The organism is Streptomyces sp. NPDC059696 (assembly GCF_042733745.1).
Classification (GTDB): domain Bacteria; phylum Actinomycetota; class Actinomycetes; order Streptomycetales; family Streptomycetaceae; genus Streptomyces.
Window position 1 is genome coordinate 16,589 of the sequence record NZ_JBHWFG010000008.1, and the last position, 22,703, is coordinate 39,291.

General features: G+C 72.3%; 21 protein-coding genes and 1 pseudogene. 9 read left to right on the forward strand and 13 right to left on the reverse strand.

Translation table 11 applies throughout. The annotated features are described in order from the left end of the window. Positions 1 to 256: 256 nt before the first annotated feature. The 8 genes and pseudogenes from ACFV20_RS10735 to ACFV20_RS10770 all read right to left on the reverse strand — a co-directional run. Positions 257 to 1,444: a GTP-binding protein gene (locus tag ACFV20_RS10735; RefSeq protein WP_385654940.1), complete on the reverse strand. Its 1,188-nt coding sequence runs from the start codon at positions 1,442 to 1,444 to the stop codon at positions 257 to 259. 6 nt (positions 1,445 to 1,450) lie between these two features. Next, positions 1,451 to 1,621, reverse strand: coding sequence for a 50S ribosomal protein L32 (gene rpmF, locus ACFV20_RS10740; RefSeq protein ID WP_385654942.1), 171 nt, complete (start codon positions 1,619 to 1,621; stop codon positions 1,451 to 1,453). A gap of 186 nt (positions 1,622 to 1,807) precedes the next feature. Further along, the gene (locus ACFV20_RS10745) at positions 1,808 to 3,475 is read right to left on the reverse strand and encodes a hypothetical protein (RefSeq protein ID WP_385654944.1); all 1,668 of its coding nucleotides are present in this window, start codon (positions 3,473 to 3,475) and stop codon (positions 1,808 to 1,810) included. Positions 3,476 to 3,632: 157 nt separating this feature from the next. After that, the gene (locus tag ACFV20_RS10750; RefSeq protein ID WP_385654945.1) at positions 3,633 to 3,893 is read right to left on the reverse strand and encodes a hypothetical protein; all 261 of its coding nucleotides are present in this window, start codon (positions 3,891 to 3,893) and stop codon (positions 3,633 to 3,635) included. Between the two features lie 65 nt (positions 3,894 to 3,958). Then, entirely contained in the window at positions 3,959 to 5,767 is a 1,809-nt protein-coding gene (locus tag ACFV20_RS10755; protein WP_385654947.1) for a hypothetical protein, read from the reverse strand. A gap of 280 nt (positions 5,768 to 6,047) precedes the next feature. Then, a complete protein-coding gene (locus tag ACFV20_RS10760) occupies positions 6,048 to 8,825 on the reverse strand; it encodes an AAA family ATPase (RefSeq protein ID WP_385654948.1) in 2,778 nt (925 codons plus the stop codon). 281 nt (positions 8,826 to 9,106) lie between these two features. Beyond that, positions 9,107 to 9,931 (reverse strand): DUF1684 domain-containing protein, encoded by an 825-nt coding sequence (locus ACFV20_RS10765; protein WP_385654950.1) that lies wholly within the window; start codon positions 9,929 to 9,931, stop codon positions 9,107 to 9,109. A gap of 155 nt (positions 9,932 to 10,086) precedes the next feature. After that, positions 10,087 to 10,262 (reverse strand): annotated as a pseudogene (locus ACFV20_RS10770) (LLM class F420-dependent oxidoreductase); the annotation flags it as partial. Positions 10,263 to 10,587: 325 nt separating this feature from the next. Between ACFV20_RS10770 and ACFV20_RS10775 the strand changes: the two are divergent. The 3 genes from ACFV20_RS10775 to ACFV20_RS10785 all read left to right on the forward strand — a co-directional run bounded on the left by ACFV20_RS10775 (position 10,588) and on the right by ACFV20_RS10785 (position 12,785). After that, a complete protein-coding gene (locus ACFV20_RS10775; RefSeq protein WP_344369967.1) occupies positions 10,588 to 10,701 on the forward strand; it encodes a putative leader peptide in 114 nt (37 codons plus the stop codon). A gap of 152 nt (positions 10,702 to 10,853) precedes the next feature. After that, positions 10,854 to 11,717, forward strand: a complete 864-nt coding sequence (locus tag ACFV20_RS10780; RefSeq protein ID WP_385654952.1) for a glutathione S-transferase C-terminal domain-containing protein — start codon at positions 10,854 to 10,856, stop codon at positions 11,715 to 11,717. Positions 11,718 to 12,179: 462 nt separating this feature from the next. Beyond that, entirely contained in the window at positions 12,180 to 12,785 is a 606-nt protein-coding gene (locus ACFV20_RS10785; RefSeq protein ID WP_385654954.1) for a dihydrofolate reductase family protein, read from the forward strand. Positions 12,786 to 12,810: 25 nt separating this feature from the next. Here the strand turns inward: ACFV20_RS10785 and ACFV20_RS10790 are convergent, their stop codons facing one another. After that, positions 12,811 to 13,719, reverse strand: coding sequence for an SDR family oxidoreductase (locus ACFV20_RS10790; RefSeq protein WP_385654955.1), 909 nt, complete (start codon positions 13,717 to 13,719; stop codon positions 12,811 to 12,813). A gap of 40 nt (positions 13,720 to 13,759) precedes the next feature. Beyond that, a complete protein-coding gene (locus tag ACFV20_RS10795) occupies positions 13,760 to 14,536 on the reverse strand; it encodes an SDR family oxidoreductase (protein ID WP_385654956.1) in 777 nt (258 codons plus the stop codon). Positions 14,537 to 14,615: 79 nt separating this feature from the next. Here ACFV20_RS10795 and ACFV20_RS10800 point away from each other — a divergent pair, with 79 nt between their 5' ends. Genes ACFV20_RS10800 through ACFV20_RS10815 form a run of 4 tightly spaced genes read left to right on the forward strand, consistent with a single transcriptional unit; the run spans position 14,616 to position 18,068 of the window. Continuing rightward, positions 14,616 to 15,380 (forward strand): enoyl-CoA hydratase family protein, encoded by a 765-nt coding sequence (locus ACFV20_RS10800; RefSeq protein WP_385654958.1) that lies wholly within the window; start codon positions 14,616 to 14,618, stop codon positions 15,378 to 15,380. Positions 15,381 to 15,391: 11 nt separating this feature from the next. Beyond that, positions 15,392 to 16,240 (forward strand): CoA transferase subunit A, encoded by an 849-nt coding sequence (locus ACFV20_RS10805; RefSeq protein WP_385655297.1) that lies wholly within the window; start codon positions 15,392 to 15,394, stop codon positions 16,238 to 16,240. Further along, positions 16,237 to 17,007: a CoA-transferase subunit beta gene (locus tag ACFV20_RS10810; protein WP_385654960.1), complete on the forward strand. Its 771-nt coding sequence runs from the start codon at positions 16,237 to 16,239 to the stop codon at positions 17,005 to 17,007. The genes ACFV20_RS10805 and ACFV20_RS10810 overlap by 4 nt, the downstream gene beginning before the upstream one ends. 11 nt (positions 17,008 to 17,018) lie before the next feature. Then, positions 17,019 to 18,068, forward strand: coding sequence for an NAD(P)H-dependent flavin oxidoreductase (locus ACFV20_RS10815; protein WP_385655299.1), 1,050 nt, complete (start codon positions 17,019 to 17,021; stop codon positions 18,066 to 18,068). Here the strand turns inward: ACFV20_RS10815 and ACFV20_RS10820 are convergent. From ACFV20_RS10820 to ACFV20_RS10830, 3 genes are read right to left on the reverse strand one after another with little or no spacing between them, the layout of a single operon-like run. After that, a complete protein-coding gene (locus ACFV20_RS10820; RefSeq protein ID WP_385655300.1) occupies positions 18,019 to 19,086 on the reverse strand; it encodes an acyl-CoA dehydrogenase family protein in 1,068 nt (355 codons plus the stop codon). The genes ACFV20_RS10815 and ACFV20_RS10820 overlap by 50 nt on opposite strands. Further along, complete coding sequence (locus ACFV20_RS10825; protein ID WP_385654962.1) at positions 19,086 to 20,288, reverse strand: acyl-CoA dehydrogenase family protein; 1,203 nt, start codon at positions 20,286 to 20,288, stop codon at positions 19,086 to 19,088. Before ACFV20_RS10825 ends, ACFV20_RS10820 begins: the two co-directional genes overlap by 1 nt. After that, on the reverse strand, positions 20,288 to 21,145 hold the full coding sequence (locus ACFV20_RS10830) for an enoyl-CoA hydratase (RefSeq protein ID WP_385654963.1): 858 nt from the start codon (positions 21,143 to 21,145) through the stop codon (positions 20,288 to 20,290). The genes ACFV20_RS10825 and ACFV20_RS10830 overlap by 1 nt, the downstream gene beginning before the upstream one ends. Positions 21,146 to 21,221: 76 nt before the next feature. Between ACFV20_RS10830 and ACFV20_RS10835 the strand changes: the two genes are divergently transcribed. Further along, on the forward strand, positions 21,222 to 22,010 hold the full coding sequence (locus ACFV20_RS10835; protein WP_385654965.1) for an SDR family oxidoreductase: 789 nt from the start codon (positions 21,222 to 21,224) through the stop codon (positions 22,008 to 22,010). A gap of 15 nt (positions 22,011 to 22,025) precedes the next feature. Further along, positions 22,026 to 22,652, forward strand: a complete 627-nt coding sequence (locus ACFV20_RS10840) for a TetR/AcrR family transcriptional regulator (RefSeq protein WP_385654967.1) — start codon at positions 22,026 to 22,028, stop codon at positions 22,650 to 22,652. Positions 22,653 to 22,703 lie beyond the last annotated feature (51 nt).

Consider the following 22,703-nt stretch of genomic DNA (forward strand, 5'->3'; position numbering starts at 1 on the left):
CGTCGTCCCTTTCGGCGACCGGCTCCTTCTCCGTCTCTGTCCCGTCGGCCCGTTGTTCTGTTCTCCGCACGCCCGCCCCGCATGTCCGAAGTCGAATGCCGGGTCGAACATAGCGTGGTGCCCTTCCCGTCCGCCCCTGCCCGGCTGCGGAGCCGAATGCCGCCGGGATGACCACTCGGACCGACGGGCGTACCGCTTCGCGGGGGAGGCCGGACCGGACGGTGCCGTGGCTGCGACCACCGCCCGGCCCGGAGTCTCAGTGCCCCGCCACGGAGGTGAGGGGGTCGTGCTCGTGCTCGCAGATCTCGTCGAAGCCGTAGGTGTCCCAGGCGGGGAAGGGGTCGCCGCGAGGGTCCGGTTCGTCTTCCCTCATCAGGCAGTCGGTCAGCGCCGCCCGCAGGGACTCGGTGTTCAGGTGGGTGCCGATGAACACGAGTTCCTGGGCGAAGGGGCTCTCGACGTCACGCGCGGAGGAGGGCTCGAAGCGCGCCACCGAGCCGGCCTGGGACCACAGTCCTGTCACCTGAGGGCGGGTGGACAGCGTGAAGAAGCCCTTGGACCTGAGTACCTGTCCATGGGCGCCGCTGTCGAGCGACTCGGTGATGAACGTCCACAGCCGGCCGGGGTGAAACGGCGTCCCGGAGCGGAAGACGGTCGAGGAGATGCCGTACTCCTCCGTCTCGGGAACGTGATCGCCGTTGAGTTCCCTGACCCAGCCGGGAGCCTGCTGTGCTCGCTCCAGGTCGAAACGGCCGGTACCCAGGAGCTCGCCGGTCGGCACGCGGCCCCGCACGGCCGGTACGACGCGGGCGGCGGGGTTGAGCCGCGCCAGGGTGGCTCGCAGCCGGTCGGCGGACGTGTCGTCGACGAGGTCGAGCTTGTTGAGGACGATGACGTCGGCGAACTCGATCTGGTCCATCAGCAGGTCGCTGACCGTGCGCTCGTCGTCCTCGTACTGGTCGAGGCCCCGTTCCACCAGTTCGTCGCCGCCGGCCAGTTCGGGCAGGAAGTTGGCGGCGTCCACCACCGTGACCATGGTGTCCAGCCGGGCCAGGTCGCCGAGGGTGGCGCCGTCGTCACGCGCGAAGGCGAACGTGGCGGCGACCGGCAGGGGTTCGGAGATGCCGGAGGACTCGATGAGGAGGTAGTCGAAGCGGCCCTCGCGCGCCAGCCGGTCCACCTCGTCCAGCAGGTCGTCGCGCAGGGTGCAGCAGATGCATCCGTTGGTCATCTCGACCAGGCGTTCCTCGGTGCGCGACAGGGCTGCCTCGCCGCCGCGCACCAGGGCGGCGTCGATGTTGATCTCGCTCATGTCGTTGACGATGACGGCGACGCGCAGGCCCTCACGGTTGGCGAGGACATGGTTGAGCAGGGTCGTCTTGCCGGCGCCGAGGAACCCCGACAGGACGGTGACGGGCAGGCGGCGCGAGGGGGTGTGCGTCATGCGGTGTCAGCCCTCGGGGCGGAGCAGGCCACGCTCGTACGCCCTGGCCAGCCGCTGGGGGACGCGGTACGGGACGCCGTCCACCGTGACCGTCACCAACGGGGGCGTCGCCGCCTTCCATTGCGCGCGACGGTGCCGGGTGTTGCTGCGCGACATCTTGCGTTTGGGCACGGCCATGGGGACCTCCGGTGTGATGAGCGAACGAGGGAGAGGCTACATGAAAATGGATGTCATTCCGAAATGGCTGGCCTGGCGTGATGGACGGTGACCCGTGAGGGACGGTGACCTCGTCCCCAGCCGCAGTGCGTGCCGGGCGCCTGTCCGGCCCATGGGCTCACCCGGCACGCACGTCACCGCCGGGGGTCAGGGGTTGGTGAGGCTGCTGGTGTACATCTTGGTCTTCTGCCGGGACAGGATGTCCGGCGGCACCTTGCGCAGTTCCTCCGATCCGTACATGAGGTTGTCCGGGTTGTTCTCGTGGCCGGAGCCCAGGAGGAGATGGCCGATCTCGTGCGCCAGGCCACCCCAGGAGACGTCGGTGTCGACGATCGCCTCGGGTGTGCCGGGCCGGTGCCTCGCACACCCGAGGATCGGACCGTTGCGTGTGACGGGCAGCAGTGAACCCACGACATAGACGACCACATCCGTGTCGGGCACGCCGTCCGGGCGATGGCCGAACAGTTCGGTCTGGTCGGAGGTCAGCGGATGTTCCGCGTCGCAGGCGCCCACGTCGACGCTCTCCATGCCGGGTATGTCGCGGTGCTCGACGGAGACGGTGTCGACGATCACCTCGACCTTGCCGAACAACGCGGTCACCTCAGCGAGTTTGGTGCGGAATGCGGCGGCGTCGCCCTCCGGGCGGTCGACCAGCAGGACGTGCACCCGAAGGTGTTCGGTGTCCCAGGTGTCGGTGCCGATCCGGCGGTCGGGGCGGACCCAGAAAGCGTCGAGATGACCGGGACGGCGGGAGATCAGGCTCACGGCGCCTGGCAGGGCACTGCCCGCCGCCGTGGCGGGCGAGCCCGACCAGCCCCCGGGGACGTCGTCGTCGAGGGACAAGGTGTGCAGGCGGTCGCCGGGAGAGATCCAGGCCACCTCCAGCCGCGTGCGGGTGCGCGCCACGGCCGCGAGCGCCCCGGGCCGTGCCGCGCCCGGCGCGGTGATCGGCCAGGGCGCCGGCCAGTCGAGCCGCGGGTTCCACGCCGTGGTGCCGATCGCTCCGTCGGGGCCGATCCAGAAAACGTCCAGCTGGTCGGCGCTGCGCGACGCGACGGTCAGCGCCGCGCGCTGCGGTGCGGTCCGGTCTCCGACGAGGACATGTCCGGCGGGCGCGATGGACCGGGAAGGCCAGTTGGCCCGGGCGTTCCACCACGCGGTGGAGACCCCGCCGTCGGGCCGGACCCAGAACAGGTCGAGCTGGTCGCGTACGCGGGAGACGACCGACAGGGCGCCGGCCGGGTGGCGTGCGGCCGCCGGTGCCGTGATCGGCCACGGGCGCAGCCAGCCGTGCGACGGGTTCCACGCGGTCGTGCCGATGGCCCGGTCCGGCCCGATCCAGAAGACGTCGAGCTGGTCCGGGTTGCGTGAGACGGCGGCCAGCGTGCCCGGCAGGGCGCTGCGGGCGGCAGCGATCGGGAAGGGTGTGGCCCAGCGTCGGGAGGCGGCGTCCCACCAGTTGCTGGAGACCCCGCCGTCGGGCCGGACCCAGAAGACGTCCAGGTGGTTCGGGTTGCGTGACACGGCGGCGAGCCCGCCGCCGAGCGAGCCCACCGAGGCCGAGCCCGGTGGTGCGACCAGCTGCGGGTCCCATACCTGACGGCCGTCGCTCCAGTACGCGGTGGCGACCGCCCCGTCCGACCGGATCCAGAACAGGTCGAGCCGGTCCGGGCCGCGGGACAGCGAGACGATTCCGCTCGACTCGACGGCTCCGGACGGTGGGACGGCTCGCTCCCGGCCCCATGCGTGCGCTGTCGGGCCGGGGATGAGCGAGATCAGGAGTACGAGGAGCAGGAGGGTGCTTCTACGGCGCATGCGTCTTCTCCGTTTCCATGGCGCCGCGCAGCCGGGGTGTGGCCGGCGCGGCGGCGGGCGGGTGTCGCTGTGCGAAGCGCCGGCGGTCTCTGCCACCGGCACCACCGACGGGCGGGCCGTTCCGGAAGGACGGCCCGCCCGGGGGGCAGTGGGTCCGTCAGCCGATGAGCGTGCGCAGCACGGGGATACCGGCTCCGGTGCTGAGCAGGCCCGCGAGGGCCGCTCCGGCGGCCGGCGTGCCGCTGAGGAAGGTGAGGACGGCGACGATCAGACCGATGACGATCGCCGTCAGCAGGACCAGGGCAGTGTGCAGGGGCAGGAAGGGGCCGACCGCGCAGGGTCCGGTCTCGCGGGGGCCGGTTGCTCCGGGCGAGGGTTTGGGCGGGCCGGACGGCCCGGGTGAGGACAGGTACGTCATGTGCTGCTCCGGGGGTGCGGGCGTGGACGGGTGACAGGGACGGCCGGGTGTCCGGGTCGTCCCGCTCAGCCGGGCTCGCCGCACTCGTACAGCGGCAGCGTCCCGAGATCGGCCTCCGTGCGATTGCCGTTCATGTCCTTGGCCAAGGCGTGGAGCCGCAACTGCACCGTTTCCAGGGGCTTTGGACCCGTCCGGTAGGCCGGGATGTCGAAACGGACGGCGTCCCCGTCGGCGATGCCCGAGCTGGACGTGTACGTCCCGTCGGTGGGGTGCTGGATGTACAGGGTGAGCCGGAAGATGCCCGAGGGATCGGATGCCGCCACGCGCACGCTGTAGGTGGTGGGGGTTCCGCTCGGGCCGCAGGTCTGCATCAGCGAGCCGTGGTTGTCCAGGACCTCCTGGCCGACCGCGCCCGTGCTGATCCCGGCCAGGCTGACGGTGGGACCGGTGGTGTCCTCGATACCGCCGTTGCCCATTTCGCCGTTCCCTGCGCCGCCGTTTTCGGAGCCGCCGTTCTCCGATCCACCGTTCTCGGAGCCGCCGTTCTCCGATCCACCGTTTTCCGAACCGCCGTTCTCGGAGCCGCCGTTCTCCGATCCACCGTTTTCCGAACCGCCGTTCTCGGAGCCGCCGTTCTCCGACCCACCGTTCTCCGATCCACCGTTCTCCGAGCCGCCGTTCTCACTGCCGCCGTTCTTGCTACCCCCCTTCTCGCTACCCCCCTTCTCCTTACCGCCGTTCTCGGGGCGTCGGTTCTCGTTGCCCCCGCCTCCCGCGTTTCCGCTTCCGCCGACGTGGTGCCCGGAGGTCGATTCCCCCGACGAACCTCCCTGGGCGGTGATCTCCTCAAGGCCCGGGATGCTGCGGACATCGGGCAGCGAGATGCTCCCCTTGCCCTCGTTCGCGAAGACGATCGCGGCGAGGAGTGCGGCCAGGCTCGCTGTCAGGGCTTTGCCGACCCGTCGGCGCGGCCGCCGCCGCGCGCTCCTGTCGGCGGTAGCGATGAAGGCCGTCCTGGTGGCACCGCGCCTTCCGGCACGCTTGGAGCCGCGCCCGGCACCACTGTTCACCTCCTTCGGTGTCGTGGTCGTCCCCGTCGACCTCAAGCTCGTCGCGTCGCAGACTTCGCGGATCCGGTCGTACAGTTCCCGCGACGGGGCGGCCACCACCCCCGGCACCCATGTGCGGTGCTTCACCTCGTCCCGCGCGGCTTGGCAGTCGTCGCACTCCTCGACGTGCTTGAGTCCGGCCTTGCGACCCCGCGGAGTCAGCCCGGGGCCCTCCTGGCCGGGCGTCGTCCCGCATGCGAGAAGCAGGCCCGGGCAGGGTTCGGCCGCCTGCAGCATGTGCAGCAGGAGCCGCGCGTCGGCCGCCTGCTGCCGTGCGCGACGAGTGCCCGGGTAGTAGTCCGCGTGCAGCTGCAGATTCAGCGCCCGCGCTTGTTCGAGAGCCGGCTTGTCCGTGGTGGCGTCGTCGATGGCCGCCGCCATGATGCGCCGTTCCTCGTGGTCCAGAGCTTGCAGAAGGGCCACGAAGGCCCTCTGTTCGGTGATCCGTTCCACTCCCGGATCACCGGCCGGCAAAGACTCCTCGGGTTCGCCGGCCGGCGTCGGTGGCCTCCTTCGGACCAGGTCCACCGCCTTGCGGCCGACGACCCTCCTCAGCCAGGCTTCCGCGTTCCTGATCGGCTTGGTGTCCTTCGCCAGCGCCGCGAAGGCGTCGACGACGGCCTCCTCGGCGTCGTGCCAGTTGTTGCCCAGCCTGGGCAGTGCCGCCTTGAAGAGGGTGTGCCAATGGTGGTCCAGCAACTGCCGGCCGGCCTCGTACTCCCCGGCGCGATACCTGGCAACCAGGTCGCGGTCGTCGGTTGTCATCGCTGTCCTGCCTTTCCTCGCGTCCGGCGGGTGCCGCCCCCGCCTTCTCGACGCGCTCGAGGGAAAGTCGTCGCCGCACCACCAAGATTGTTAAGAGCACGAATTTCCGCATGGGTCCGCATGGGATGGCTCGTCCGTCACGATCACGCGGCCGGGGAGCGCCTGGCGCTGTGCACGCTACGGAGTGACACCCCGGGGGCACACCAGGGATCTCCCTAGCCTTGAGGGCGCTTCATGTGAGGTCTCGCGAGTGCCGGGTCCTGCGCGGTCGTACTCCCACTCATGCGGGAATGCGCGGGTCGACGGCCAGGAGACCGGCAAGTTCGACTCGTGAGCGAATGGACAGCTTGGCGTAGATGTGGCTGAGGTGGTACTCGACTGTCTTGTCCGACAGGAAGAGCGCCGCGGCAACTTCGCGATTGGTGTGGCCTTTGGTGACAAGGACCGCGATCTGCGTCTCGCGTTCGGTCAGCGCGGCGGGCTCATGGCCGCGGCGGGTGGGTGTGTCGAATCCGGCCGCCCGGAGTTCCCTCTCGGCGAGCGCCGTCCACGGATCCGCGCGAAGGCGCTCGAACACCTGGCGGGCCGCGACGAGCGGACGGCGGGCGTCACCGCGCTTTCTCCGCCTCCGCAGGAAGCGGCCGTAGGCGAGTTCGGTGCGGGCCCTGGCGTAGGGATCGGGCAGTTGCTCGTGGTGCCGCAGGGCCTCCTGGAAAGCGTCCTCGTCGGCGTGGACGAGCCCTCGGCACCGTGCGCTCACGGCACGTCCCCACGCGGAGGGGGCCTGCTCGACCTGACCCACGAGTTCGTCCAGCGCGGCCCGCGCTGCGGACAAGTCGTCCGCGGCCAGGCACGCTTCGATCAGGTCGGGCTGGTGCTGCAGCACGACCGGTTCCCTCAGCCCTGCGGCGGTCACCTGCTGCTGCAGATCATGGAGGCGGGCCGCAGCGTCGGAGTCCTTGCCGGTGCCCAGATCGAGGAGACCGAGTGCGGCCTCCACGTAGGGGCTGACCAGTTCCGCGCCCCGGCCCTCGATGAGTGCACGAAACTGGCGGGCGTGCTCGGCGCACTTCTCGGCGCGGCCCTGTGCAGCCTCTATCCGGGCCAACGTGGAGACGGCGTAGGCCTGAAGGACCGGCTGGCCGATCTCGGCGGCGAGGGCGGCACCTTCGCCTGCCAGTGCGTAGGCGTCGTCCCAGTACCCGGTGCGCAGCTGGGTCTCGGCCAGGACGGTCAGGTACGGGACGAGTCGCTCGGAGGCGCCGATCCTGCGCGCACCACGAACGGCTCGTTCCAGCAGCGTCCGCGCGGCGGGGAACCGTTCGAGCCACATGAGATCCATCGTGGAGAAGCTCGTCGCCTCGACGCCGATGGAGAGCGGGTCGGTGGTGGTGAGGAACGTGTCGCAGGCATCCAACACGGCGGCGGCTTCGCTGCGTTCACCGGCCAGCATCATCGTATGGGCCCGCATCAGGGCCGCAGGGTGACCGAAGGCCGAGGCGGCACCGTCGCAGGACGACGCGGCTCGCTCGGCGGTCGCGCGCGCCTGGGCGATCGCGCCCCCCATGCATGCCGCGCCCGCGGCGGCGACCAGCAACGGCACCGCCTGCGCCGCCTCAAGTCCAACGGCCATGTCGACCAACTGGTCGTGGACACGGCGCGGTGGCTGGCGCAGCAGCAGGATCTGACTGCGCATCCCGGTTGCCCCGGCGCGCACCGCGGCGTCGTCGGTGGCGTTCGTCGCCGCCTCGGCCAGGGCCAGCGCCCGGTCCCCTCGGCCGGCAAGCTGCGCGACCTCGGCGGCCGCCAGCAGGTGGCGGCCCCGGTCGACCGGGGCGGCCGAAAGATCGGCGGCTCGTTCGAAGGCACGGACCGCGGCGGGCAGAGCACCCCGGTCGCGGGCGTTGGCCGCGGTGTCGGCGAGCGCCGATGCGGCGGCCCGATCCGGGCCGGCCGCCGCCGCGGCGAGGTGCCAGCTGCGTTGGTCACGGTCCACCGGACCGGTTCGGTCGGCGAGTGCCCCGGCCAAGGCGCGGTGGGCTTCTCGTCGTTGCTCGGCCGTCGCCGTGTGGTACGCGGCGGCGCGCAGCAGCGGATGCACGAATCCGACCCTGCCGCCGGACCGGTCGATGAGGTGCGCGGCCTCAAGCACCTCCAGGGCCTGCGTGTCCAGGGACAGTTGACGAAGCGCAGCCTCCAGGACCGCTGCCTCCTCCGTGTATCCGGCTGCCGCAACCGTCACCGCGCGGCGCGCGGTCTCCGGAAGACCGGCCAACCGGACGGAGTAGGCGGCGGTCAGCCGCGGCCCCACCGGCAGAGGACCGTCGGGGGTCGGTGCGGCCCCTTCGGCACGGCCCAGCGCGGCCGCTGCCTCCAGCAGGGCCAGCGGGTTGCCGGCGGTCTCCCGGTAGAGGCGCTGGAACGCCTCGCTGTCGGCGGGGATGTCAGTCACCCTTCGCACCAGCGCGGCGGCTGCGGCCGGTTCGAGTCCGCTGAGAGTCACGGTCGGGAGGCCGGCCCCGGTGAATCGGCATTCCTCGCTGTCGCGTGCCGTGACCAGCACCGCCACCCCCTCGGCCTGTAAGCGCCGAAGGGCGAAGAGCAGGGGCCGTGCGCTGGCCTCGTCCATCCAGTGGGCGTCGTCCACGGCGACCAGGACGGGTGTGGTGTCCGCGGCGTCCGTGAGCAGCGTCAGTGTGGCGGCTCCCAGGGTCACCGTGTCCGGGGCGTGTCCTTCCTCCAGGGACAGGGCGGTGCGCAGGGCGCTCGCCTGTGCCGACGGCAACCGGTCGATGAGGTGCCTCAAGGGACGCACCAGCTCGCCGAGCCCCGCGAAGGCCAGCTCCGCTTCCATCTCGATGGCCGTGGCCCGCAGCACGGTCATCCCGGCAGCCTCCGCCACCGTCTCTTCCAGCAGGGCGCTCTTGCCGATCCCCGGCTCGCCCCGCAGCAGGAGAACGCCGCTTCGCCCCTGCCGGGCATCGGCGACGAGCTGCCGCAGACGCGCCCGCTCCGCCACGCGCGACAGCAGCTCCCGCGACCCAGGCCCCCACGTCATCACAGATCCCCCCGAGAACCCGACCAGTCGGTGGCGACGCGTGCACGCCGCGTGACGAGTGTGGCCGATGGCCGGCGGCTCCCGCAGGAAGTGCAGAAGATCCCGGGCACGCTGCGCCCGGAGGTGCCGGTGGCGTTGCCGAGTGACGAAGAACAGCGAAGAACAGTCTCCTTGCTTTGACGTCGCACTACCCGGCTTTGACGTCGCACTACCCGGTGAGCCCGCGGGGTCACTCTGTGGGGCGTCGTGCCGGTGACGGGTGGCCGAGGTCCGAGCCCGGCTCAGGAGCCCCCGCGCTCACGGGGGATCTTCAGTCCGGCTTCGATCGCCACCGGCAGCCGGTTCTCGGCCGGGGGCAGCGGACATGTGGCCAGGTCCGTGTAGGCGCACGGCAGGTTCGCGGCACGGTTGAAGTCCAGGACGACCGTGCCCTCGGCGGTGGGCGGCTCCACGGACAGGGCCCGGTTGGCCGCGTAGGTGGTGACGCCGGAGGTCGCGTCGGTGAACAGCACCATCAGCCGGCCCGCACCGGCGCCGGGGAACGCGGTCAGGGACAACTGCCGCCCGGCCAGCTCGAACTCGATCCTGCCGGGTGCGTCGTACACGTGCTCAAGGCCCTCGACGGCGGCCCCCACGGTGGTGGGCCGTGGCGTGTCGAAGGGGACGTAGCGGCCCGGCACGGCCCAGCGCGGGTCGGGGGCGTAGGCGGGCGTACCGGTGAAGGCCGTGCGCAGCGGCGCGTCCGGGTGCCGGGGCCGCACGATGTCGTTGCCGCCGCGCTTGGCGACCTCGATGACAGCGTCTCCCCAGACCGCGTCGACGCCGCCGCGCTCGGGCAGCACGCCGAAGTGGTGCTCACCGCGTACCGGAGTGCCGTCGACGAGTAGTTCCTCGCCTTCGTCGAGCACTACGACGACTCCCTCGGGGCCGGTGTGCCACGCGCCGGGCGCGTCCGGGAAGCGCTGGGGCCGGTCGTCGAGCCAGTGCAGGCCCGTGACCGCGAGGAAACCGTGCGGGGCGGCGAGCCGGGCCTCCTGGGCGCGGTACCACTCCAGCCAGGTCTCGGTGAAGGCGTGCAGGTCCGGCGTGCCGGCCTCGGTGGTCATGGGGAGTCTCCTTCGTAGCGGGGGACAGTGCAGGAGAGCAGGAGAGCAGGAGAGCAGGAGAGCAGGAGAGCAGGAGAGCAGGAGAGCAGGGGAGCAGGGGAGCAGGGGAGCAGGGGAGCGGGGGTGCAGGGGGCTCGCCGGGCGGGCGGAAGCGCTCAGCGGGACAGTTCGCCCAGGAGCCGCCAGGTGCGGCGGTGGTGGTCTCCCCGGCGATCTCCGTGCTCGAGAACACGACCTAGGTGGCACCGGCGTCGCGGTAACGGCGTACCTCGGCCTCGACCGCCTTCTCGTCGCCGATCACGGCCAGGTCGGCGGCCCGGCTGCCGCCGGAGTGGGCAGGATCCCGTCCGCCAGCTTTCCGACGAGAGCCCGAACTCCGCTGCCTCGCGGGCGAGTTGCGCGGTGGCGTCGATCTGGTTCGGTGCGTCGGACGCGTTGAGCGCTACTCCCACGGTCATGTCAGTCGGAACGGGCGCGGGCCGCACCGCATTCCGCCCGTGTATGACGGCTTCTTGTCAGTCATGTGTACAGGACCCGGCACCGCGCGGGGCCCCGCCGTCCGGCGGCTCGTCCGTCATGCGGGACGGACCCCTTGACGCCGGTGCCGGTCGGATCGACACTCGCTGAGGGAATCCCAGTGAAGAGGTAGGGAAAAAATGAGGCGCCTGGAACCGGTCACCGTCCGCGTGAGCCGTCCGCCTCTCCTGCTCACCTCCCGCCGCCACATCGACCTGCAGCGCGTCTGCAGCGCGATCAGGTCCCAGGGCTGAGCCGCGCCCATCCCGCGCCGACGGCGTCCCCGTTCCCTGAGGTCTCGTCCTGTCCGGTGCGCACGGTGAGCCCTGCTCCCTCGTCCGACGTCGCTTCCGCCCGCGCGTTCGTCCGCCCGCGCGTTCGTCCGCGCCCGCTCCCGGGGAGAACCATGACCGTCGCACCGCCGGCCGCACACACCTCCGACCGGCCCGTACCGGCCTTCCGCGGCCGCATCGGCAGGGACGCGCGCAGCGGCCACTACGCCGTACCCGGCCGCTACCGCCTCCACCTGTCGACCGCCTGCCCGGACGGCCTGCGCATCGCCGTCGCCCACAGCCTGCTCGGCCGCGCCACCGTCTGTCCGGTGACCTTCCTGCCCGCCGTGCCCGACTCTGCCGACGGCGGGCACTCGGCCCTGCGTCCGCTGTACGAGGCGAGCGCCCACCGGTACACCGGTCCGGCCGTCGCTCCCGTGCTCAGCGACGACTGGTCCGGACGGATCGTCAGCACCCACGCCCAGGACATCATGCGCGACCTCGCCCGCCGCTTCGCCACCGGCGGCCCCTCGCTCTACCCGTGCGGCGCGGAGTCGGAGATCGAGGCCGTCGAGCGGATGTGCGCACAGGGCATCGAACAGCCCGCGCAGCGCGCCGGATCGGCCGACGGCGGACCGGCCGACCGCGAGGCGGCTCTTGACACACTCCTGGACTCCCTGGGCGCGCTGGAGCGCTGGCTGGCCGGTCGGACGTACGTGCTCCGCGACGACGTCACGGCCGCCGACGTCGAGTTGTGGGTCGCCCTGGTGCAACTCGACACCGTGCACCGCAACCATCTGGACGCCTCCGCCGTCCAGCGCATCGCCGACCACCCCGCACTCTGGGCCTACGCCCGCCGCCTGACCGCCCACCCGGCGTTCGGCGCCCACCTCGACCTCGGCGGCATCGAACGCCGCCACCACGCCCGCTGCCATGGCCTGGAGGCCGCCGGGGCAGCCGTACAGATCCTGGACTGGGCGGCACACGCGGCCCGTTGACGGTTTCCGGCCGGTGGTCCTGCACGAACATGCGGGGCCGTACGCGATCGCTTCGGCGCGGCAGCCGGGGTCACCCTTCCGTCTGCCGCCGCCGAGGGACGCCGGACGCATGGGCATTGCGCACGAAGGAGTCGTGCGGGTCGCGGACCGCCCGCGGTACGGAGACCGAAGGACGGCGCTCCAGCACCAGCAGCGCGTCCGTCGTAGCCCCGCGAGGGGACGCACCTTGATCGCGTCCCGCCGCACCAGCGGGTCGCCGATGACGCTGAAGTCCGATAGCACCGTGGCGTCAGCCGTCTCCCGCGGCCCAGGTCCCCTTCGTCGCCGCGGGGAGCCCGCGCCGCCCCCTCTGATCGCCGCCGACGGTGATCCACGCCGAGCTGCCGAGCCGTGTCTTCGAGACCCCACCGATGAGTTTCCGCCCGCCGCGCGGTCCACCCCTCGATACGAAGGGAGCGCACCATGCGCAAGATCATCGTTTGCACGTTCCTCTCGCTGGACGGCGTCATGCAGGCGCCGGGCGGTCCGGACGAGGACGCCGAGAGCGGCTTCGAGCACGGCGGCTGGCAGAAGCCGGTGTCCGACGACGAGGTCGGCGCTGCCATCGCCGGCTGGTACGAGCCCTCCGACGCGATGCTGCTCGGCCGCAAGACGTACGACATCTTCGCGGCGTACTGGCCGACCGCCGACCCGGCCAACCCGTTCACCGAGCGGATGAACAGCATGCGCAAGTACGTGGCGTCCCGGACCCTGACGTCCCTGGAATGGCAGAACTCCACCCTGCTGGAGGGCGACGTGGTGGACGCCGTGCGCGCGCTGAAGGCGTCCGACGGCGGTGACATCAACGTCGTCGGCAGCGGCGACCTCGCCCAGACGCTCATGCGGCACGACCTGGTCGACGAGTACCGGCTGACCATCCATCCGGTGATCATCGGCACCGGGAAGCGGCTGTTCGCCGACGGAGCGGTCCCCACCGCTCTGGAGCCGATCAGTGTCACGACGACGAAGAGCGGCACCGTCGTCGGCGTCTACCGGCCGATCGGCAAGCCCGGCTACGACAGCTACTGAACCCGGATCTCCGCTCCGGCCGTCGTCATCGCGCGCCGTACACCGGCCCCGGCGGCGTCGCCTCCGCGAGAAGCTTCAGCGCCGTCTCCCCGGCCTCCGCCGGGGACCAGCGGGCGCCCTTGTCCGCCGTGGGGCCGGGGCGCCACCCCTCCATGACGGTGATGCGGCCGCCCTCCGCCTCGAAGACCCGCCCGGTCACCCCGGCCGAGGACGTGGAGCCCAGCCACACGACGAGCGGGGACACGTTCTCCGGTGCCATGGCGTCGAAGCCTGTGCCGGGGGCCGCCATGGCCGCGGCGAGGGCCGTCTCGGTCATCCGGGTGCGGGCCGCCGGGGCGATGGCGTTGACCAGCACGCCGTAGCGGCCCATCTCGGCGGCGGCGACCAGCGTCAGTCCGACGATCCCCGCCTTGGCCGCGGAGTAGTTGCCCTGGCCGACACTGCCCAGCAGCCCCGCCCCGCTGCTGGTGTTGACGACCCGGGCCTGTGGTGCGCGGCCCGCCTTGGTCTCCGCCCGCCAGTGGGCCGCCGCGTGCTTCAGCGGCAGGAAGTGCCCTGTGAGGTGGACGCGCAGGACGGCGTCCCAGTCGTCCTCGTCGAGGTTCACCAGCATGCGGTCGCGCAGGAAGCCGGCGTTGTTGACCAGGGTGTCGAGCCGCCCGTAGGTCTCGACGGCGGTGCGGATCAGCGAGGCCGCGCCCTCGGTCGTGGCGACGTCCCCGCCGTGGGCGACCGCCTGCCCGCCCCGGGCGACGATCTCCTCGGCGACCAGCCGGGCGGGCCCCGCCTCGCGTCCCGTGCCGTCGAGGCCGGCCCCGAGGTCGTTGACGACGACCTTCGCCCCCTCGGCGGCCAGGGCGAGGGCGTGCGCCCGGCCGAGTCCGCGCCCCGCCCCGGTGACGATCGCGACGCGTTCGCTGCACAGTCCGGACATGCTGGGTCCTCTCGTTGGACGGCCCCGGGTGCTCACGGGGTCAGTGGCCGGCGGTGGCGGCGTCGAGGAACGCCGGACGTTCGCCACCGCCGTGGACGAGCAGGCTCGCGCCGCTGATGTAGGAGGCGCGTGCGGAGGCGAGGAACACACAGGCGTCGCCCACCTCGGAGGGGTCGGCCAGCCGGCCGAGCGGCACCGTGCGCCCCACGGCCTCGACGCCGCTCTCGTCGCCGTAGTGCAGATGCGACAGCTCGGTGCGGACCATGCCGACGACCAGGGTGTTGACCCTGACGGCCGGGGCCCATTCCACGGCCATGCTGCGGGCCAGGTTCTCCAGCCCCGCCTTGGCCGCCCCGTAGGCCGCCGAGCCCGGGGACGGGCGGCTGCCGCTGACACTGCCGACCATGACGATCGAGCCGCCGCCCGGCTGGGAGCGCATCTGCTCGTAGGCGGCGAGGGAGGCGGTCAGGGGGGCCAGCAGGTTCAGCTCGACCACCCGGGCGTGCCGTGCGGCCGAGCCCTCCTCGAGCAGCCGGTACGGCGTGCCCCCCGCGTTGTTGACGAGGACGTCCAGCCGGCCGTACTCGCCGCTCACCCGCGCGAAGAACGCGGCGACGGCGTGCGCGTCGCGCAGGTCGACCGGAAGGAACCGGGCGCTGCGCCCGCCCGCTTCGACGGGCCGGTCCGCGGGGCGCCGCGCACAGGTCACCACCTCGGCCCCGGACTCCAGCAGGGCCCGCGCGATGCCGGCGCCGACCCCCCGCGTGCCGCCCGTGACCACCGCCACCCGTCCGCTCAGATCGGTGACCGTTGCCATGAGGGACCTCCCGTGACGCGTACCCCGCTGCTACCTTCGCGCCTAACAAACGTTTGGTGGAAAGGTAGCTGATCTGCTCATGGGTGTCTCCACCACAAGCCCCGAAGAGGGCATCACCGTCATCACCGTGGACTTCCCACCGGTCAACGCCCTTCCCGTCCGGGGCTGGTACGACCTGGCCGCCGCGGTGCGCACGGCCGGCGCCGATCCCCGCGTGCGCTGCGTCGTCCTCACCGCGACCGGACGCGGCTTCAACGCCGGGGCCGACATCAAGGAGATGCAGCGCACCGAGGGCTACACGGCGCTGGTCGGCACCAACCGCGGCTGCTACGAGGCGTTCGCCGCGGTCTACGACTGCGAGGTCCCGGTGGTCGCCGCGGTACACGGCTTCTGCGTCGGCGGCGGCATCGGGCTGGTGGGCAACGCCGACTCGATCGTGGCGAGCGACGACGCGACCTTCGGCCTGCCCGAGCTGGACCGGGGCGCGCTCGGCGCGGCCACGCATCTGGCCCGGCTGGTCCCGCAGCACCTGATGCGGACGCTCTACTACACCTCGCGCACCGTGACGGCCGGGGAACTGCACCGCCACGGCTCGGTGTGGCGGGTCGTCCCGCGCGAGCAACTGCCCGCCGCGGCCATGGAACTGGCCAGGGAGATCGCCGCGAAGGACGGGCAGCTCCTCCGCTTCGCCAAGGCGTCGATCAACGGCATCGACCCCGTGGACGTCCGCCGCAGCTACCGCTTCGAGCAGGGCTTCACCTTCGAGGCCAACCTCAGCGGCATCTCGGACCGGTACCGCGAGGCGTTCGTGTCGTCCACCTCGTCGGAAGGGGAGCCCCGTTGAGCGACAAGACGATGACGGCCGAGGAGGTCGTCGCGCGGCTGCGCAGCGGCATGACGATCGGGATCGGCGGGTGGGGTTCGCGCCGCAAGCCGATGGCACTGGTCCGTGCCCTGCTGCGCTCCGACGTCACCGGTCTGACCGTGGTGTCCTGCGGCGGACCCGACGTCGGCCTGCTCGCCGCGGCGGGACGGATCCGCACCCTCGTGGCCCCGTTCGCCACCCTGGACTCCGTCCCGCTGGAGCCGCACTTCACCGCGGCGCGGCAGCGCGCTGCCTTCGACCTGGTCGAGCTGGACGAGGCGATGTTCATGTGGGGCCTGACGGCCGCCGCGCAGCGGCTGCCCTTCCTGCCGGTCCGGGCCGGCCTCGGCTCCGACGTGATGAGGGTCAACCCGCACCTGCGCACGGTGGTCTCGCCCTACGAGGACGGCGAGGAGCTCGTCGCGGCCCCCGCGTTACGCCTGGACGCGGCGCTGGTGCACCTCAACCGGGCGGACGCCCAAGGCAACGCCCAATACCTGGGGCCCGACCCGTACTTCGACGACCTCTTCTGCCAGGCCGCCGACGCCGCGTACGTCTCCTGCGAGCAACTCGTCGACACCGCCGCCCTGCTGAAGGACGCGCACCCCCAATCCCTGCTGGTCGAGCGTGCCTTCGTGACCGGGGTCGTGCGGACGCCCCACGGCGCGCACTTCACCTCCTGCGCCCCCGACCACGACCGTGACGAGCCCTTCCAGCGCGCCTACGTCCAGGCGGCCCGCGACCCGGAGGCGTGGCAGGCCTTCACCGCTCGCTATCTGTCCGTGGACGAGGAGACCTACCGAGCCGAGGTCGCGGCCTTCCACGAGGAGCGGGCGTGAGCGGTTCCGCGACGAAGGAGACGACCCGCGCCGAATACTGCGTCGTGGCCTGTGCGGAGGCCTGGCGCCAGGCCGGAGAGATCCTGGCAAGCCCCATGGGCACCGTGCCCACCATCGGCGCCCGGCTGGCGAAGCTGACGTTCGCACCCGACCTGCTGCTCACCGACGGCGAAGCACTGCTCATCGGCGACGTCCCGGCGCTCGGTGCCCGCGCCCGGGTGGTGGAGGGCTGGCTGCCCTACCGCCGGCACCTGACCCTCGTGGCCACGGGGCGGCGGCACGTGATGATGGGCGCCGGCCAGATCGACCGTCACGGAAACCAGAACATCTCCTGCATCGGCGACTGGACCCGCCCCACCCGGCAACTGCTGGGCGTACGGGGAGCACCCGGCAACACCCTGAACAACCCGACGAGTTACTGGGTGCCCCAGCACTCCCCGCGCGTCTTCGTCGAACAGGTCGACATGGTCTGCGGAGTCGGCTACGACCGCGCCGCCGAGGCCGGCCCGTCCGCCACCCGCTTCCACCACGTCAAGGAGGTGGTCAGCAACCTGGGCGTCTTCGACTTCGCCACACCGGACCACTCGATGCGGCTGCGCTCGCTGCATCCGGGAGTCACCGTCGAGCAGGTGCTCGAAGCCACGGGTTTCGCGCTCGCCGTCCCCGACGAGGTGCCGTACACCCGCGAGCCCACCCCTGAGGAACTGCGTCTGATCCGCGAGGTCGTCGACCCGGGGCGCGCCCGTGACCGTGAGGTGTCCGCATGAACGGCACCGCGATCACCACGGCCCTCACCGAACTCGTCGGCGTACGCACCCCGATCGTGCAGACGGGCATGGGGTGGGTGGCCGGGCCCCGGCTGGTCTCCGCCGCGGCCGGCGCCGGAGCCCTGGGCATCCTCGCGTCCGCCACCATGACCCCGGAACAGCTCCGCTCGGCCGTGCGCGAGGTCAAGTCGCGCACGGAAGCTCCCTTCGGGGTGAATCTGCGGGCCGACGCCTCGGACGCGGGGGAGAGGGTGCGGATCATCCTGGACGAGGGCGTCAAGGTCGCTTCGTTCGCGCTCGCGCCGAGGCCGGAGCTGATCACCCGTCTGAAGGACGCCGGGGTTGTCGTCATCCCCTCCGTGGGCGCCCGGCGGCACGCCGAGAAGGTCGCGGCCTGGGGCGCGGACGCCGTACTGGTGCAAGGCGGTGAGGGCGGCGGCCACACCGGCGGCGTCGCCACCACCGTGCTGCTCCCGCAGGTGGTGGACGCCGTCGACATCCCGGTGATCGCCGCCGGCGGCTTCCGCGACGGACGCGGGCTGGTGGCGGCCCTGGCCTACGGCGCCGCCGGCATCGCCATGGGCACGCGCTTCCTGCTCACCTCCGACAGCACCGTCCCCGACGCCGTCAAGGCCCGCTACCTCGCGGCGGGCGTCCAGGACGTCACCGTCACCACCAAGGTCGACGGCCTGCCCCACCGGATGCTGCGCAGCGACCTGGTGGACGCGCTGGAGCGTTCCGGCCGCCTCACCTCCCTGCTGCGCGCCCTCCGGCACGCCTCCGCCTTCCGACGGGAGTCGGGCATGAGCTGGGCCGCTCTGGTGCGTGACGGTCGGGCGATGCGCCACGGCAAGGACCTCGCCTGGAGCCAGGTCCTGCTGGCGGCCAACACGCCGATGCTGCTCAAGGCCGCGATGGTCGACGGCCGGACCGACCTGGGCGTGATGGCGTGCGGCCAGGTCGGGGGACTGATCGACGACCTGCCGTCCTGCGCCGAACTCGTCGACGGGATCATGGCGGAGGCGCAGGCGACTCTGGGCCGGCTTCCGACGGTCGCGTGAGGTGGTGCGTGCGCGGCTCCCCCCGACCGTGGGGCGCGAGGACCCGTGCCCGGCAGACGGCCGGGGTGCCCCACGCGGTGCGCAGCGGGCGGGCTTTGCGGATCCACAGGGACACGTCCGGTTCGTCGGTGTAGCCGACCGCCCCGTGGAGCTGCAGGGCCGTCCGCGCCGCCCCGTACGCCGCTTCGCAGGCCGACACCTTCGCCGCGGCGACCTCCCGGCCGGCCGTCGGATCGTCCGCCGCCAGGGCCAGGGCGGCGGCGTGGACCAGCGGCCGGGCGAACTCCAGGGCGACGAGGGTGTCGGCCAGGCGGTGCTTCACCGCCTGGAACGAGCCGATGGCCACCCCGAACTGGGTGCGCTGCCGCACGTACTGCACCGTGCGCTCCAGCAACGCCCGCCCCAGTCCGAGGGCTTGGGCGGCCGTGGCCAGCGCGGCGACGTCGCAGGCGTGCGCGGCGGCCGCCTCCACCGAGGACCCCTGCTCCAGGACCGCTGCGCCGAGCGGGCGGGCCAGTCGCCGCGCCGGGTCGGCCGACGGCTGCACCGGGCCGTGCGATGGCGCGAGGCGTACGGTGTCGCCGTCCACGACGAACACCGCGTCGGCGGCGTCGGCGTCCAGGGCGTACGGGCTGCCTCCGGGAGCGAGGACGCACAAGGACGCCACGGCCTTGCCGGACGCGAGCTGCGGCAGCCAGAACCGGGCCGTGTCACCCCCGAGCCGGCCCAGCAGGGCCCCGGCGGCGACCGTCTCGACCAGCGGGCCGGGCACGGCATGACGGCCCAGTTCGCCGAAGGCCACGGCCAGTTCGACCGGCAGCGGCCCCAGACCCTGGTGCTCCTCGGGGACCGCCAGGCCGAAGACACCGGCCTCGGCGAGCCGCCCCCACAGAGCGCGTCCGGGCCCGTGGTCGCCGGACGCCCAGGACCGTACGACACCGGGTGTGCCGGCCGAGCCGAGCAGGCCGTCCAGGGCGCGAGCGAACTCCCGTTGCCCGTCGTCGAGGAGGAACCGCATCACCGGCGTCCCTTCGGCAGGCCGAGCAGCCGCTCGGCGATGATGTCGCGCTGGATCTCGTTGGTGCCGGCGTAGATCGGCCCGGCCAGGGAGAAGGTGTGCCCCTCCGCCCAACTGCCGTGCGCCGCGGCGTCGGCGGCCCGGTCGGACAGCTCGCCGCAGGGGCCGAGCAGATCGAGGGCCGTCTCGTGCAGGGCGATGTCCAGCTCGGACCAGAAGACCTTGTTGAGGCTGGACTCGGCGCCGATCGACCCGCCGGCGGCGATGCGGGAGGCGTGGGCGTAGGCGAACAACTGGTAGGCGCGCGCGCCGATCACCCCGTCGGCGACCCGGTCGCGCAGGGCGGAGCCCGCATCGGCCGCCGAGCTGCGATCGGCACCGGCATCCGGGGCTTGGGCGGAATGCCACAGCGCGGTCAGCCGCTCCGCCGTGGCGATGAAGCGGCCAGGGCTGCGCAGCGTCAGGCCACGCTCGTTGCCGGTGGTGCTCATCGCGACCCGCCAGCCCTGCCCCGGCTCCCCGATGACGTCCTCGTCCGGCACGAACACGTCGTCCAAAAACAGCTCGGCGAAGGCGGGCTTGCCGTCCAGCCGCCCGATGGGCCGCACGGTGACCCCGTCCGCGCGCAGCGGGAACATGAGGTACGTCAGACCCCGGTGCGGGCGGCCGGTGTCAGGGTCGCTGCGGAACAGGCCGAACGCGCGGTCCGCGAAGGCCGCCCGGGACGACCACGTCTTCTGACCGCTGATGCGCCAGCCGCCCTCCGTCCGTACGGCGGTGGACCGCAGGGCGGCCAGGTCGGAACCCGCCTCGGGCTCGGACCAGGCCTGCGCCCAGATCACCTCACCGCTCGCCATGGGCGGCAGGATCCGCGCGCGCTGCTCGTCGGTGCCGTGTTCGAAGAGCGTGGGCGCGAGGAGGCTGATGCCGTTCTGGGAGACCCGGCCGGGCGCACCGGCCCGGTAGTACTCCTCCTCGAAGATCAGCCACTCCAGCAGCGAGGCCCCCCGGCCGCCGAACTCCCCGGGCCAGGACACCACCGACCAGCGGTCGGCGAACAGCGTGCGCTCCCACTCCCGGTGGGCGGTGAACCCCTCGGCGGTCTCCAGCGACGGCAGCGGCACGGACGGCACATGGGAGGCGAGCCAGTCCCGGGCCTCGGACCGCAAGGCGTCCTCGGCGGCGGTGAAGTCGAGGTCCATCAGCGGCCTGCCTCCTTCATCGCGCGCACGTCCATCCCGCCGAGGGAGTCGTCGCTCGTCTCCGCGTTGTGGGCGTGGGCGAGATGGTGCAGCCCGAAGACCGAGTCCAGTCCCGCGTGCAGGCCCTGGAGGTCCTCCGCCTGGTTGACGGCCCGTTTGGTCAACGCCAGCCCCATCCGGGGCATTCGCGCCACCCGCTCCGCCAACTCCCAGGTGTGCCGCGCGAGTTCCTCGCGGGGCACGACCCGGTTGACCATGCCGACCTCGTAGGCGCGCCGCGCGCTCATCCGGTCGCCGGTGTAGAGGAACTCCTTGGCGATCCGCGGCGGCATCACCCACGGGTGGGCGAAGTACTCCACCCCCGGGATGCCCATGCGCACCACCGGGTCGGCGAAGAAGGCGTCCTCGGAGGCGACGATCAGATCGCAGACCCACGCGAGCATCAGTCCGCCCGCCACGCACGCCCCCTGCACCGAGGCGATGACCGGCTTGGGCAGTTCGCGCCAGCGCCGGCACATGCCCAGGTACACCTCGGACTCACGGGCGAAGCGGCTTTCCGCCCCCGGCTTGTCCGAGTGGTCCCACCACAGCCCGGCCCTGCGCTCGAACGGCAGGTGCGCGTCCCGCTCCGGGGTGCCGATGTCATGGCCGGCGGAGAAGTGCCGCCCCGCTCCGGCGAGGACCACGGCCTTCACCTCGTCGTCGTCCGCGGCGCGGTAGAAGGCCCGGTCCAGGGCGTAGGTCATCGCGGAGTTCTGGGCGTTGCGGTACTCGGGCCGGTCCATCGTCACCAGGGCGACGGCGCCGCGGCGCTCGTAACGGACCGGCTCCGGGGGCGTGGTGCGATCGGAGGGCATCCGCGTGCTCCTTCCCTAACAATTGTTTGGTAGGTTAATCTACGGCCCGTCAGCAGTCGAGCGTCGGGAGCCGTCCATGACCTCGGTCCCACCGCCGTACCTCCCCGGCCACGGCCTCCTGACCGGCCGTGCGGCCGTCGTCACCGCCGCCGCGGGCGCCGGGATCGGCGGCGCGACCGCCCGGCGGTTGCTGGAGGAGGGCGCCCGGGTCGTGGTCTCCGACGCCCACACCCGCCGGCTGAAGGAGTCCGAGGCGGCACTGGCCGCCGAGTTCGGCGCGGACCGCGTCACCGCGCTGCCCTGTGACGTCACGGACGAGGACCAGGTCGGCGCACTGTTCGACCACGCCGAGGACCGGCACGGACGGCTGGACATCGTCGTGAACAACGCGGGCCTCGGCGGCACCGCCGACGTCGTCGACATGACCGACGAGCAGTGGGACAAGGTCCTCGACGTCACCCTCAACGGCACCTTCCGCTGCACCCGCGCCGCACTGCGCCGCATGAAGGCCGCGGACGCCGGCGGTGTCGTCGTCAACAACGCCTCGGTGATGGGCTGGCGCGCACAGCGCGGGCAGGCCCACTACGCCGCCGCGAAGGCCGGTGTCATGGCCCTCACCCGGTGCGCCGCGGTGGAGGCCGCCGCCTACCGGGTGCGGGTCAACGCCGTCTCCCCTAGCCTCGCCGTGCACCCGCACCTCGCCAAGGTCACCACCCCCGAACTGCTGGAGGAACTGACCGGCCGTGAGGCCTTCGGCCGCCACGCCGAACCCTGGGAGGTGGCCAACGTGATCGTGTTCCTGGCCTCCGGCTACTCGTCGTACCTGACCGGCGAGGTCCTGTCGGTCAGCAGCCAGCACCCGTGAGGCGACAATGCTCCGGTGCCGAAAAGCAACGACAGCAACCAGAAGAAGCCCGCGGTGAGCCCGCCCGAGCGGCGCGAGGAACTGCTGGCCATCGCGGCCCGGGTCTTCGCCGAGCAGGGCTACAACGCCACGACCGTCCGCAAGATCGCCGACGCGGCGGGGATGCTGGCGGGCAGCCTCTACTACCACTTCGACTCCAAGGAATCGATGCTGGACGAGATCCTCTCCGGCTTCCTGGACGAGCTCTGGGCGCGCTACGACGCCGTGCTCTCCGCAGGGCTCGGCCCCAGGGAGACGCTGGAGGCCCTCGTCACCGAGTCCTTCCGCGAGATCGACCGGCACCTCGACGCGGTCGCCATCTACCAGAAGGAGTCCAGGCACCTCGGGGCGCGGCCGCGCTTCGCGTATCTCGTCGCGTCGCAGCAGAAGTTCGAGAAGGCGTGGCTGGGCACGCTGGAGCGCGGTGTCGCCGCCAAGGTGTTCCGCGCCGACCTGGACGCACGGCTCACCTACCGCTTCGTGCGCGACACGGTCTGGGTCGCCGCGTCCTGGTACCGGCCGGGCGGCCGGCACAGCCCCGAGGAGATCGCCCGCCAGTACCTGTCGATGGTGCTGGAGGGCATCGCCCTGCCCGGCTCATAGACAGACCCGCCTGTCGCAGACAGCCGCAGACAGCCGCAGACAGCAAGGAGG